Here is a 15041-nt window from a genome sequence, read left to right as displayed (position 1 = left end):
TCGGTGGTGTGATCAAGATGGTCATGGCGATGCGGCACGGTGTGCTGCCGCAGACCCTGCACGTCGACGAGCCGACGCCGCACGTGGACTGGTCGGCCGGCGATGTCCGGCTGCTGACGGAGGCCCTCGACTGGCCCTCGGACCGCTCGCGTCGTGCCGCCGTGTCGTCCTTCGGTATCAGCGGCACCAACGCCCACGTGATCGTCGAGCAGGCTCCCGCTTCGGCGGAGTTGCCGCCCGCGCCCGGCTCCGGCGCGGTCGTGCCGTGGGTGCTGTCGGGCAGGACCGAGGCGGCGCTGCGGGCACAGGCGGAGTGCCTGCTGTCCCTGGCCCCGGACACGGATTTGCCGCCGGCCGACATCGGCTTCTCGCTCGCCACCACGCGCTCGGTCATGGAGCACCGGGCCGCCGTGGTGGGGGAGAACCGGGACGAAGTCCTGGAAGGGCTCCGCGCGCTGGCCGCAGGATCCCCGTCCACCCGGGTCGTCCTGGGCGAACCGGGCACCGGCGGCAAGGCCGGGTTCTTGTTCTCGGGTCAGGGCTCGCAGCGGATCGGCATGGGGCGCGAGCTGTACGAGGCATACCCCGTGTTCGCCACGGCGTACGACGAGGTGTGCGCGCTTCTGGACGCGCCCGTCCACGTCGACTCGGAGGAGCTCAACCAGACGGGTTCGACGCAGCCCGCGCTCTTCGCTGTCGAGGTCGCTCTGTTCCGGCTGCTCGAATCGTGGGGTATCCGGCCGGACTACGTGGCCGGTCACTCGGTCGGCGAGATCGCGGCCGCGCACGTGGCCGGGGTGCTGTCGCTCGAGGACGCGGCGAAGCTGGTGTCCGTCCGTGCCGCGCTGATGCAGTCCCTGCCCGCCGGCGGGGCGATGGTCGCCGTCCAGGCGACCGAGGACGAGGTGCTGCCGCATCTCACCGACGGCGTCGGCATCGCGGCGGTCAACGGTCCGCGGTCGGTCGTGGTCTCCGGTGCCGAGGACGTGGTCGTCGCCATCGGCGAGGCCTTCCGCGAGCAGGGTCGTAAGACGTCCCGTCTGAAGGTCAGTCACGCGTTCCATTCACCGCTGATGGATCCGATGCTGGAGGAGTTCGCGCAGGCCGTCAGTGGTCTGGCCTTCAACGAGCCGCGGATTCCCGTCGTTTCGAACCTCACCGGCCGCCTGGCCGAGGCGTACACCCCCGAGTACTGGGTGCGGCACGTCCGTGAAGCGGTGCGCTTCGCCGACGGCGTGCAGACTCTCCACGAGCTGGGCGTGACGACCTTCGTGGAGATCGGCCCCGGTGGCGTCCTCAGCGCCCTCGCCCAGGACTGCCTCGACGGCGACATCGTCACCGTCCCCGTCGTACGGACCGACCGCCCCGAGCCGCAGGCCGTCGTCACCGCGCTCTCCGAGCTTCACGTCCATGGCGTCTCCCCGGACTGGCAGGCGGTCTTCCCGGGCGCCCGGCGTGTCGACCTGCCGACCTACGCCTTCCAGTACGAGCGCTTCTGGCTGGAAGCGCCCGAGGAGTTCACCGGCAGAGCCGCTGCCACCGGAGTCGGGTTGGGTGCGGCGGATCACCCGTTGGCCGGTGCGGCGGTCGCGCTGCCCGGCGCCGGCGGGTTCTTGGTCACCGGGCGGCTCTCGCTCAGGACGCACCCCTGGCTCGCCGACCACACGGTCATGGACAGCGTGCTGCTGCCGGGTACCGCACTGGTGGAGCTGGCGGTGCGTGCGGGCGACGAGGCCGGTTGTGCACAGGTCGAGGACCTGACGCTGGAAGCACCGCTGATCGTCCCGGACCGCGGCGGTGTGGCCGTGCAGGTGTGGGTCGGGGCCGAGGAGGAGCCGGGCAGGCGCGCGCTGAGCGTGCACTCGCGACTGGAGGATGCCCCGGACGACGCGCCGTGGGTGCGGCACGCGGTCGGCTTCCTGACGGACGCGCTGCCCGAGCCGCCGCACGGCGCGGACCTCGGCGCGTGGCCGTCGGCGGATGCTGAGGCCGTCGACCTGACCGGGTTCTACGAGGGCCTGGACGGACTCGGCCTGGGCTACGGCCCGGTCTTCCGGGGCCTGCGGTCGGTGTGGCGCAGCGGGGACGACGTCCTCGCCGAGGTCGCCCTCCCCGAGGGCACGGAGGCGGGCGCGTTCGCCGTTCATCCGGCGCTGCTGGACGCGGCGCTCCAGGCGATCGGCGCGGGCGGGCTCGTCCCCGTCGCCGACGGGCCGCTGCTGCCCTTCGCCTGGTCCGCAGTGGGTGTGCGTGCCGCGGGGGCGACGGCGCTGCGGGTCAGGGTCTCTCGCACGGGTACGGACGCGGTGTCGCTGACGGTGGCCGACGCCTCCGGTGGTCTGGTGGCCACGGTCGGCTCGCTGTCGCTGCGGCCGGTGTCGCGCGAGCAAATGCTCGCGGCGGGCGGCTCCGGCAGGCGTGCCGGCGACTCGCTGTTCGGCCTCGCATGGCGGCCGGCGCCCCTCACTGAGGTTGACGCTGCCGCCGGGCTCGACGTACGGAGCTACGCGGACCTGGCCGCTCTGTCCGCCGAGCCTGCCCTTCCCGATGTCGCGGTTGTCACGGTCGTTCCGTGCGCGGCGGGGTCCGGTACGGAGACCGCCGACCGCGTGCACAGCGCCACGAGTGAGGTTCTGGCGTTGGTGCAGTGGTGGTTGGCGCAGGAGCGTGCGGGGCGTTTGGCCCTGGTGACGCGTCCGGGCGATCTGGCTCATGCCGCCGTGTGGGGGCTTGTGCGGTCCGCGCAGTCGGAGAACCCGGACCGGATCGTGCTGGTGGAGGCGGAGGACACCGACGAGGCGGTCCGTGTGCTGCCCGCCGCGCTCGCGTCCGGTGAGCCGCAGTTCGCGGTTCGCCACGGGGAGGTGTTCGTACCGCGCCTGGTGAAGGCCACCGGGACCGCCACCGGCACACCGGACCTTGCCGATGGCACCGTCCTCGTGACCGGTGCCTCCGGGGCGCTGGGCGCGCTCGTCGCACGGCACCTGGTGTCCGAGCACAAGGTGGGCCGGCTCCTGCTGGCGAGCCGCCGGGGTGCGGACGCACCCGGTGCGGCCGAGCTGGAGGCCGAACTGGCCGCACACGGTGCAGAGGTCACCTGGGCGGCCTGCGACGTCGCGGACAGGGAGGCCATCTCCACAATGCTGGACGGGCTCGGCGAGCATGCGCTGTCGGCCGTCGTGCACACCGCGGGTGTTCTGGACGACGGCGTCGTCGCCTCGGTCACACCGGAGAGGATGAGGGAGGTCTTCCGTCCCAAGGTGGACGCCGTGCTGAACCTGCACGAGTGCACCCGGGAAATGGGCCTGGCCGCCTTCGTGGTGTTCTCGTCCGTCGCCGGCATGGTCGGCAGCGCCGGTCAGGCGAGCTACGCGGCGGCGAATTCCTTCCTCGATGCCTTCTCGGCGCACCGGCGCCGTGAGGGGCTGCCCGCCACATCGCTGGCATGGGGTGTGTGGGAGCAGTCCGGTGCGATGACGGACGGCCTCGCCGAGGCCGACCGGGCACGGATGGTGCGCAGCGGCGTGCTGCCGCTGCCGCCTGAGGAGGGGCTGCGGCTGTTCGACGCGGCACTGGCTTCGGACGAGGCGGTACTCGCCCCGGTCCGTATCGACACCGGCGCGCTGCGCGCCGGTGAGGCACCGCCGGTGCTGCGCGCCCTCGTGCCGGCCGCGGCCGCCCGGAGGACCGCGCAGGCCGCCGCAGCTCCCTCCGCGTCCTCGCTGGCCGAGCGCCTGGAGGGGCTGCCGGAGGCCGAGCGGGAGAAGACCGTGCTGGACCTGGTCCGGGCCGAGGTGGCCGCGGTCCTGGGGCACGCGTCGGACCGTGCGGTCCGGCCGGAACACGCCTTCCAGGACTTGGGCTTCGACTCCCTCACGGCCGTCGAACTGCGCAACCGGCTGAACAAGGCCACCGGGCTGCGGCTGCCCGCGACGCTGGTCTTCGACCATCCAACACCCGCTCTCCTGGCCCGTCATGTGTCCATGGAGACGGCGGGGGCGGTCGAACCAGCCCTAGTGGATTCCCTACTTGCCGATCTGGACAGGGTCGAACAAGAATTGGTCACGAAGTTGGCAGCGAGTGAAGCTCGCGACCGGATCCTGTCAAAGCTCCAGGGCCTGTTGGCAATTGCCGGTGAATTCGGCAAGGCGCCGGCTCAGGAAGGCCCTGGTATGGGCGGCAGTGATCTGGAATCGGCCACGGACGACGAAGTATTCGATCTGCTCGGCAAGGAATTCGGGATTTCCTGACCGCTCCGGCGCGTCCCGGTGACCCCTTGTCGAATTCCGGTAAGTCTTCGCAGGGGTGAGGGACGATTTCGGTGGCGAACGAGGACAAGCTCCGTTATTTCCTGAAGCGAGTCACCGCAGATCTCCAGGAGACCCGGAGGCGCCTTCGTGACTACGAGGACGCCGCCGGGGAGCCAGTGGCCATCATCGGGATGAGCTGCCGCTACCCGGGAGGGGTCGACTCGCCCGAGGATCTGTGGGAGTTGGTCGCGGGCGGCCGCGACGCCGTCTCGGAGTTCCCCGCCGACCGCGGCTGGGACCTGGACGCGCTCTACGACCCGGACCCGGAGTCCCGCGGGACCAGCTACGCCCGCGAGGGCGCGTTCCTGCGCGACCCGGCGCGGTTCGACGCCGGGCTCTTCGGGATCTCGCCCCGCGAGGCGCTCGCCATGGACCCACAGCAGCGGCTGCTGCTGGAGACGTCGTGGGAGCTCTTCGAACGGGCCGGCATCGATGTCGCCTCGCTGGCGGGGAGCAGGACCGGTGTGTTCGCCGGCGTGATGAACCACGAGTTCCTCGCCGCCCTCCAGAACACCCCGGAGGACCTGGAGGGTTATCTGGGGACGGGTACCTCGGGCAGTGTCGCCTCCGGCCGGGTGGCCTACACCTTCGGGCTCGAAGGTCCGGCCGTCACGGTCGACACGGCCTGCTCGTCGTCCCTGGTGGCCCTGCACCTGGCGGTCCAGTCGCTGCGAGGCGGCGAGTGCTCGCTGGCCCTGGCGGGTGGCGTCACCGCGATGGTCGGCCCCGCCACCTTCGTCGGCTTCAGCCGCCAGCGCGGGCTGGCACCCGACGGCCGCTGCAAGGCGTTCGCGGCCGGTGCCGACGGCACCGGCTGGGGCGAGGGCGTCGGCCTGCTGCTCGTGGAACGCCTCTCGGACGCCCGCCGCAACGGACACGAGGTCCTCGCGGTCATCCGGGGCTCCGCCGTCAACCAGGACGGTGCGTCCAACGGTCTGACCGCCCCCAACGGCCCCTCCCAGCAGCGGGTGATCCGCCAGGCCCTGGCCGCCGCCCAGCTGACCACCGCACAGGTCGACGTGGTGGAGGCGCACGGCACGGGCACCCGGCTCGGCGACCCGATCGAGGCGCAGGCGCTGCTCGCGACGTACGGGCAGGGCCGTCCCGACGACAAGCCGCTGTGGCTGGGCTCGATCAAGTCCAACATCGGCCACACCCAGGCCGCGGCCGGTGTGGCGGGCATCATCAAGATGGTCATGGCCATGCGCCACGGCGAGCTGCCGCGCACGCTGCACGTCGACGCGCCGTCCCCGCACGTCGACTGGTCGGCGGGCGCCGTACGGCTGCTCACCGAGCGCACGACCTGGTCGGCGTCGGACCAGCCGCGCCGGGCCGGCATCTCCTCCTTCGGGATCAGTGGCACCAACGCGCACACGATCATCGAGGAAGCCCCGTCGGCCGAAGCGTTCACACAGGACGCCGAGGCCCCTCAAGCGCCCGAGCAAGGCGCGGAGAGTGCCGAGGCCGTCGCCCCGGAGGCCGCGCGCCCGGCCGAGGGCGGACCGGTGCCGTGGGTGATCTCCGGCAAGACCGAGGAGGCCCTGCGCGCGCAGGCCGAACGCCTGCTGTCCCGCACGGACGCCGAAGTCCCTCCGCTCGACGTGGCGTTCTCGCTCGCCACGACGCGCACGGCGTTGGAGCACCGCGCGGTGGTCCAGGGCGAGACGACGGCGGAACTCGCCGAAGGGCTGCGGGCCGTGGCCTCAGGCTCCCCGGCCCCTGGTGTCGTGCGCGGCCTCTCCGGCACCGGCGGGCGCGTCGGGTTCCTCTTCTCCGGGCAGGGATCGCAACGCCTGGGCATGGGGCGCGAGCTGTACGCGTCCTACCCGGCGTTCACCGCCGCGTATGACGAGATCTGCGCGCACCTCGACGCCGCGGTCGACGTCGACTCGGAAGAACTGCACCGCACGGGCGCCGCCCAGCCTGCACTCTTCGCGGTCGAGGTGGCGCTGTTCCGGCTCCTGGAGTCGTGGGGCATCCAGCCGGACTACGTGGCCGGTCACTCGGTCGGCGAGATCGCGGCCGCGCACGTGGCCGGGGTGCTGTCGCTCGACGACGCCGTGAAGCTGGTGTCCGCCCGTGCCCGCCTCATGCAGGCGCTGCCGGCCGGCGGGGCAATGATCGCTGTCCAGGCCACCGAGGACGAAATCCTTCCGCACCTCACCGACGGCGTCGGCATCGCGGCGGTCAACGGTCCGCGGTCCGTCGTGGTATCCGGAGCCGAGGACGCGGTCACCGCAATCGCCGAGGTCTTCCGGCAGCAGGGCCGCAAGACCTCCCGGCTGAAGGTCAGCCACGCGTTCCATTCACCGCTGATGGATCCGATGCTGGAGGAGTTCGCACAGGTCGTCCGCGGGCTGACCTTCGAGAAGCCGCGGATTCCGGTGGTCTCCAACCTCACCGGCCGCCTGGCCGAGCCCTACACCTCCGAGTACTGGGTCCGGCACGTCCGCGAAGCGGTCCGCTTCGCCGACGGCGTCCGGACTCTCCACGACCTGGGCGTGACCACGTTCGTCGAGATCGGCCCGGGCGGCGTGCTGAGCGCCCTGGCCCAAGGCTGCCTGGACGACGACGTGGTCACCGTGCCCGCCCTGCGCGCCGACCGCCCCGAGCGGGCCGCACTCGTCGCCGCCGTCTCCGAACTGCACGCACACGGCGTCTCCCCGGACTGGCACGCAATCTTCCCCGGCGCCCGCCGCGTCGACCTGCCCACCTACGCCTTCCAGTACGAGCGCTACTGGCTCGACGCCTTACCGGCCGCTCCCGGTGACGTTCGCGCCGTCGGCCTGGGCTCGGCCGACCACCCGCTGCTGGGCGCCGCCGTCTCCCTGGCCGGTGGCGACGAGCGGCTGCTGACCGGCCGGCTGTCCTTGCGGACGCATCCGTGGCTCAGCGACCACGCCGTGCTCGGAACCGTGCTCCTCCCGGGCACCGCGTTCGTCGAACTGGCCGTGCGCGCAGCCGACGAAGCCGGCTGCGAACTGCTGCAGGACCTCATCCTCGAAGTGCCCCTGGTGGTGCCCGAGCAGGGCGGCGTCGCGGTTCAGGTGTGGGTCGGCGCTGCCGACGGCACCGGCCGCAGGCCGCTGACCGTGCACTCGCGCCCCGAGGACGACGCGGACCTGCCGTGGGTCCGTCACGCGACCGGCTTCGTCACCGAAGGGACCGAAGAGGCGTGCACCGCGGCCGCCGCCCAGGCGCTCACGGCGTGGCCGCCGACGGGATCCGAACCGGTCGGCCTCGACGGCTTCTACGACCGGCTGGCCGCCCTCGGCCTGGCCTACGGACCGGCGTTCCGTGGACTGCGGAGCGCCTGGCGCGCGGGCGAGGAAGTCTTTGCGGAAGTCGCCCTCCCCGACGGCACGGACGCCGGCTCCTTCCTCCTGCACCCGGCGCTGCTGGACGCGGCGCTGCACGCGATCGGCTCGGGCGGTGCGGACGGCCCCCTCGTGGCCGAAGCGGACGGGCCGCTCCTGCCGTTCGCCTGGTCCGGGGTGTCCGTGCGCGCCACGGGCGCGTCCACTGTACGGGTCAGGCTGGCGCCGGCCGGTACGGACGCGGTGTCCTTGCTGGTGGCCGACGGCGCCGGCGAGCCGGTGGCGTCCGTCGAGTCGCTGACACTGCGGGCGGTGTCGGCCGAGCAGCTCCGCAAGCGCTCCGGCGACGCGATGTTCACCGTCGAGCGGGCGCCGCTGACCCTGCCCTCCGACCACGGGGACGGGACGGCGGTAGCGTGCGTCCCGGACATCGCCGCACTGGCTGAGGCCGACGGGTCGTCGCAGCCGGACGTGGTCGTGGTCCCGTGCCCCGACGGCCCGGAAGGGGCGACCGAGGCCGAGCGGGTCCGTGCGGTCACCACCGAGGTGCTGCGGCTGGTTCAGCGCTGGTTCGCCGAGGACCGGACGTCGCGCCTCGTGGTCGTGGCGCGCTGTGACGACCTCGCGCACGCCGCGGCGGGCGGACTGGTGCGCTCGGCCCAGGCGGAGAACCCCGGCCGGATCGTGCTGCTCGAAACCGACCGCCCGGACGAGGCGGCCGCGCTCGTGCCCGGCGTCGTGCTGTCCGGCGAGCCCCACGTCGTCGTCCGCGAAGGGAAGGCCGGCGCACCGCGCCTGGCCCGCGTCGCCTCCCCGGCAACGGAGGACGCGGCCAACGGCCCCGCGGACGAAGCAGCCCCTGGCCTCGCCGTGGACGCTGCCCCTGGCCTCGCCGAGGGCGCAGCCTCCGGCCTCGGCACCGTGCTGCTCACCGGGGCCTCCGGCGCGCTGGGCAAAACCCTCGCCCGTCACCTGGTGACCGGACACGGCGTGCGCCAACTGCTGCTCGTCAGCCGCCGGGGCGCAAGCGCGCCGGGCGCCGCGGACCTGAAGGCCGAACTCGCCGCGCTCGGCGCCGAAGCGACGTGGGCCGCCTGCGACCTCGCCGACCATGACGCCCTCGCCCGGCTGCTGGCCGCCACCCCGGTCGACTCCGTCGTGCACACCGCCGGTGTCCTCGATGACGGCGTGATCGCCGCGCTGACCCCGGAGCGGGTGGACGCCGTCCTCGCGCCCAAGGCCGACGCCGTGCTCAACCTCGACGAACTCACCGGCGAGAGCACGACGTTCGTGCTGTTCTCCTCCGCCGCGGGCGTCTTCGGCAACCCAGGCCAGGGCAACTACGCCGCGGCCAACGCCTTCCTGGACGCCTTCGCCTGGCGCCGCCGCGCCGAGGGGCGGCCCACGGTCTCGCTGGCGTGGGGCCTGTGGGAGCAGGAGGGCGCCCTGGCCAACGCCCTCGACGAGGCGGGCAGGTCGCGGATGGCGCGCTCCGGTGTCCTGCCGCTGCCCACCGAGGACGGCCTGCGGCTGTTCGACGCGGCACTCGCCTCGGACGAGCCCGTGCTCGTACCGGTCCGCCTCGACACCGCCGCCCTGCGGAACCGGGCGGCAGGAACCGTACCCGCTCTGCTGCGCGGACTCGTCCGCTTCTCCATGCGCGGCACCGTCCAGCGAGCCGCCACCGGATCCCTGGCCGAACGCCTCGCAGGGCTGGCCGGCGACGAGCGCGACGAGGCCCTCCTGGAACTGGTCCGGGCCGAGGCCGCCGCCGTGCTCGGGCACTCCTCGCCCCGGGCCGTACAGCCCGCGCACACCTTCCAGGACCTGGGCTTCGACTCGCTGACGGCCGTGGAGCTGCGCAACCGGCTGTCCACCGCCACCGGCCTGCGCCTGCCCGCCACCCTCGTCTTCGACCACCCCACCCCCGCCGCCCTCGCCCGACACATCGGCACCGAACTCCTCGGCGATACCCCCGCCGTCACGGCCAGGGCCGCGGCGCGGCAGACCGCGGCCGCCGCCGACGAGCCGATTGCCATCGTCGGCATGAGCTGCCGCCTCCCGGGCGGGGTGCGCTCGCCGGAGGACCTGTGGCGGCTGGTGGCCTCCGGCCGGGACGGCATCTCCCGGTTCCCGGACAACCGCGGCTGGGACGTCGATGGGCTCTACGACCCCGACCCCGAGCGCCTCGGCAAGACCTACGCGCGCGATGGCGGCTTCCTGCACGAGGCGGCCGAGTTCGACGCCGGCTTCTTCGGCATCAGCCCCCGCGAGGCCCTGGCGATGGACCCGCAGCAGCGACTGCTGCTGGAGGCGTCCTGGGAGGCGTTCGAACGCGCCGGGATCGACCCGGCGACGATTCGGGGCAGCAGGACCGGTGTCTTCACCGGCCTGATGTACCACGACTACGGCCAGGGCCCGCGCGAACTGCCCGAGGGCGTCGAGGGCCTGCTCACCACCGGAGGCTCCGGCAGCGTCGCCTCCGGACGTGTGTCCTACGCCTTCGGACTGGAGGGCCCCGCCGTCACGATCGACACGGCCTGCTCCTCGTCGCTCGTGGCCCTGCACCTGGCCGTTCAGGCCCTGCGCAACGGCGAGTGCTCGATGGCGCTGGCCGGTGGCGTCACGGTCATGGCCGGCCCGACGGTCTTCGTGGAGTTCAGCCGGCAGCGCGGGCTGTCGCCCGACGGCCGGTGCAAGGCGTTCGCGGCCGGTGCCGACGGCACGGGCTGGGGCGAAGGCGTAGGCCTGCTGCTGGTGGAGCGGCTCAGTGACGCCGAGCGCAACGGCCACCGCGTGCTGGCTGTTGTGCGGGGCAGTGCGGTGAACCAGGACGGTGCGTCCAACGGTCTGACCGCGCCCAACGGCCCCGCGCAGCAGCGGGTGATCCGGCAGGCGCTGGCGTCCGCCGGGCTCACGCCGGCCGACGTGGACGCCGTCGAGGCGCACGGTACGGGGACGAAGCTGGGCGACCCGATCGAGGCGCAGGCGCTGCTCGCCACGTACGGTCAGGAGCGGCCCGAAGGACAGCCGTTGTGGCTGGGCTCGCTGAAGTCCAACATCGGTCACACGCAGGCCGCCGCGGGTGTCGCCGGTGTGATCAAGATGGTCATGGCCATGCGCCACGGAGTGCTCCCGCAGACCCTGCACGTCGACGAACCCACACCGCACGTCGACTGGTCGGCCGGAGACGTCCGGCTGCTGACCGAGGCCGTCGACTGGCCCGCGTCGGACCGCCCGCGCCGTGCTGCCGTGTCGTCCTTCGGTGTCAGTGGCACCAACGCCCACACGATCATCGAGCAGGCTCCCGTGACCGAGGAACTGCCCCCGGCGTCCGACCCGGTCGCGGCCGTGCCGTGGGTGCTCTCCGGCAGGACCGAAGCAGCGCTGCGGGCGCAGGCCGCCCGCCTCGTGTCCTTCCTCGACGACAACGACAGTGACAACGACGGCGAGGCGGCCCCGGTGGCCGACGCGGCGTACTCGCTGGCCACGACCAGGGCGGCCTTCGAACACCGCGCCGTGGTGGTCGCGGAGACCCCCGAGGAGCTTCGGAAGGGACTGGCCGGTGTCGCCGGCGGCGCCACGCCGCCCGGCGTGGTGACCGGCACCGCACGCACCGGCGGCAAGACCGTCTTCGTCTTCCCCGGGCAGGGGTCGCAGTGGGTGGGCATGGCCGCCGAACTACTGGAGACCTCCCCGGTCTTTCGCGACCGGATCGACGCCTGCGAGCGTGCCCTTGCGCCGCACGTGGACTGGTCGCTGACCGCGGTGCTGCGCGGCACCTCCGAGGTCGAGCAGGACCGGGTCGACGTGCTGCAGCCGGTGCTCTGGGCGATGACGGTCGCCCTCGCTGAGGTGTGGCGCTCCTTCGGAGTGACCCCCGACGCGGTCGTCGGGCACTCCCAGGGCGAGGTCTCCGCGGCGGTGATCGCCGGAGCAATGTCCCTGGAGGACGCAGCGCGCATCGTGGTGCGGCGCAGCCTTGCGGTCCGCGAACTCCAGGGCCACGGCGCCATGGCCTCGGTGACGCTCCCGGAGGAGAAGGCGCGGGAACTGGTCGACCGGTGGACCAGCCGCCTCGGCATCGCCGCCGTGAACGGGCCCGCCACCGTCGTGGTCTCCGGGGACACCGACGCTCTCGACGAACTCCTCGCGCACTGCCGACAGGAGGGCATCCAGGCCCGCAAGGTCGCCGTCGACTACGCCGCACACTCGCCGCAGATCGAACGCGTCGAAGCACAGGCGAGCGAGGGGTTCGCCGGCATCAGCCCGCTCCCCGGCTCCGTGCCCTTCTACTCCACGGTGACGGGCGGGAAGCTGGACGCGGACGAGCTCGGCTCCGGCTACTGGTACCGCAACATGCGGCAGACGGTTCGGTTCCACGACGCGATCCGGGCCGCCCTGACCGACGGGCACGACGTGTTCGTCGAAGTCAGCCCGCACCCTGTCCAGTTGGCGGGCATCCAGGACGCCATCGAGGCTGCCGACGCGGACGCCGCGGTCGTACCGACGTTGCGCCGCCGCGACGGCGGACGGAGCCGGCTGATGCTGGCCCTGGCCCAGGCCCACGTGCACGGCGTCACCATCGACTGGGACGCCGTCCTGCCGGGCGCGCGCCGGGTCGACCTCCCGACCTACGCGTTCCAGCACGAGCGGTACTGGCTGGAGGCGGGCGCCCCGGCCGGTGACGTACGAGCGGCCGGGCTGGACGCCGCCGACCACCCGTTCCTCGGCGCGGCGGTGGAGCTGCCGGACGCCGGCGGCCACTTGCTGACCGGGTTGCTGTCCCTGCGGGCCCAGCCCTGGCTGGCCGACCACGCGGTGCTGGGCAGGGTGCTGCTGCCGGGCACGGCCTTCGTGGAACTGGCCGCCCACGCCGCGGCCGAGACCGGCTGCGATCTGGTCGAGGAGCTCACCCTGCAGGCACCGCTGGTGCTGCCCGAGCTCGGCGGTGTCGCGCTCCAGGTCCTCGTGGGCGCCCAGGACGACTCCGGCCGCCGCCCGCTGAGCGTGCACTCGCGAGCCGGGGACGGCCCCTGGATCCGCAACGCCACCGGCGTCCTGGCCACCGGCGGAGCCCCCTCCGGCACCGACCTGAGCAGCTGGCCCCCGGCCGATGCCCAGCCGGTGGACCTGGACGGCTTCTACGACCGCTTGGCGGACCTCGGCCTGAGCTACGGCCCGCTCTTCCAGAGGCTGCGTGCCGCCTGGCGCGGCCACGACGCGGTCTACGCCGAACTCGCGGTCACCGACGAGGCGCAGGCGGGGGCGGACGCGTTCGGCGTGCACCCGGCCCTGCTCGACTCCGCGCTGCACGCGCTGGGCGCGGGCGGCCTCGTACCGGCTACCGACGGGCCCCTGCTGCCCTTCGCATGGTCCCGTGTCACGTTGCACGGAACCGGAGCAGCCGGCCTGCGGGTACGGCTCTCCCAGGCCGGCGGAGACGCGGTACGGCTGGAAGCCGCCGACGGCACGGGCCGTCCCGTCGTGTCGGTGGAGTCGCTGACGCTGCGCCCGGTGTCGGCCGAGCAGCTGCGCACCAGTTCCCGGGACTCCCTGTTCACCGTGGAGTGGGCACCGCTCGCCGCCACGGCCGACGCGCAAACGCCGGTCGTCCGGGCCCACGACGACATCGCCGCCCTCCTCGCCGCCCCCGCGACGGAGACCGGGGCGCAGGCGGACACGGACGCCGTCGTCGTCCCCTGCCCCGTCGGGTCGGGTACCGATGCCGAGCGGGTCCGGGATGTCCTCGCCGAAGTGCTGCGGCTGGTCCAGTGGTGGCTGGCCGAGGACCGGGCCGCCCGCCTGGTGCTGGTGACCGGGGGCGCGGTCGCCGCCGGTGGCGACCCAGCAGCGGGCGACCCCGTGCAGGCCGCTGTGTGGGGCCTTGTCCGATCGGCACAGTCGGAGAACCCGGACCGCATCGTCCTCCTCGACACCGATGAGAACGCCGACGTAGAGCGGGTCGCGGCGACGGCCGTCCCCTGGCTCGTCGCCTCCGAGGAGTCGCAGGCGGCACTGCGCGGCGGCGCGCTCCTGCTGCCCCGACTCACCAGGGCCGCCGCCGACGCCCCGCGGGCCACCCCGGACTTCGGGACCGGCACGGTGCTCCTGACCGGCGCGTCCGGCGCCCTGGGCGGACTCGTCGCCCGGCACCTGGTCGCCGAACACGGCGTGCGCAGCCTGCTGCTGATGAGTCGGCGCGGCGCGGACGCCGAGGGTGCGGCGGAGCTCCGGGAAGAACTGACCGCCGCGGGGGCCGAAGTGCTCTGGGCCGCCTGCGACGTGGCCGACCGGGACGCCCTCGCCGAGGTGCTGTCCGGCACGCCGGTGACGGCTGTGGTGCACACGGCCGGCGTCCTCGACGACGGCGTGATCGGCTCGCTCACGCCGGAGCGCCTGGAGACGGTGCTGCGCCCCAAGGTCGACGCGGTGCTGAACCTGCACGAGCTGGCGGGCGACGTGTCGGCGTTCGTCCTCTTCTCCTCGCTCGCGGGTACGCTCGGCACACCCGGCCAGGCCAACTACGCCGCGGCCAACGCCTTCCTGGACGCCTTCGCCCGGCGCCGCCGGGCCCAGGGGCTGCCCGCGGCGTCGCTGCCGTGGGGCCTGTGGCAGCGCACCGGCATCATGACCGACGCCCTCGGCGGCGCCGACCGGACCCGGCTCGCCCGCGGCGGCGTGCTGCCGCTGTCCGACGAGGACGGCCTGGAACTCCTCGACGCCGCGCTCGCGCTGCAGGAGCCCTTGGTGGTGGCGGCACGGCTGGACCTCGCAGCCCTGCGGCACGCGACCGCACCCGTGCCGCCGCTGCTCAAGGCGCTAGTCGGCGGCCGGCCGCGGCGTACGGACCTGGCGGCTTCCGTACCGCTGGCGCAGCGGATCGCGGGCCTGCCCGAGAGCGAGCGCGAAGAGGCCGTGCTCGACCTCGTCCGGTCCGAGGTCGCCGCCGTCCTCGGACACAGCTCGGCCAAGGCCGTCCAGCCCGACCAGGCCTTCGGTGACCTGGGCTTCGACTCGCTGACCGCGGTGGAGCTCCGCAACCGGATGAACAAGGCCACCGGCCTGCGGTTGCCCGCGACGCTGGCCTTCGACCACCCGACGCCCGCGGTGCTCGCGCAGCGGGTGCTGAAGGACCTCCCCGGTGGTACGGCCGGGACGGCGCCGGTCTTCGACGAGCTCGACCGGCTCACCGCCGCCCTCGACGGCGCCGGAGCGGACGGCATCGACAACGTCACCCGAACCAAGATCAACATGCGTCTCCAGGCACTGCTCGCCCGTTGGAACGGGAACGAGCCGGCCGATCCGGGAGGCGCCGGCGGAGCCGAGGACGAAGACGACCTCAGCTCGGCGAGCGACGAAGAGCTGTACGAGCTCCTCGACGACGAACTCGGCATCTCCTGAACTGCGCAGG

Annotated in this window: 2 protein-coding genes; both read left to right on the top strand. The window is 73.5% G+C overall.

What is annotated here, in order from left to right; genetic code table 11:
• A partial coding sequence (locus ACZ4EG_RS45495; protein ID WP_467794893.1) for a type I polyketide synthase occupies positions 1–4250 on the top strand: 4250 nt, incomplete at its 5' end.
• Positions 4251–4321: 71 nt separating this feature from the next.
• The gene (locus ACZ4EG_RS45490; protein ID WP_467794892.1) at positions 4322–15031 is read left to right on the top strand and encodes a type I polyketide synthase; all 10710 of its coding nucleotides are present in this window, start codon (positions 4322–4324) and stop codon (positions 15029–15031) included.
• Positions 15032–15041 lie beyond the last annotated feature (10 nt).

It is taken from the genome of Streptomyces sp. NPDC025638 (assembly GCF_055558775.1).
The sequence above is the reverse complement of the archived record's forward strand: the minus strand, read 5'-3'. Positions and strand labels throughout refer to the sequence as shown.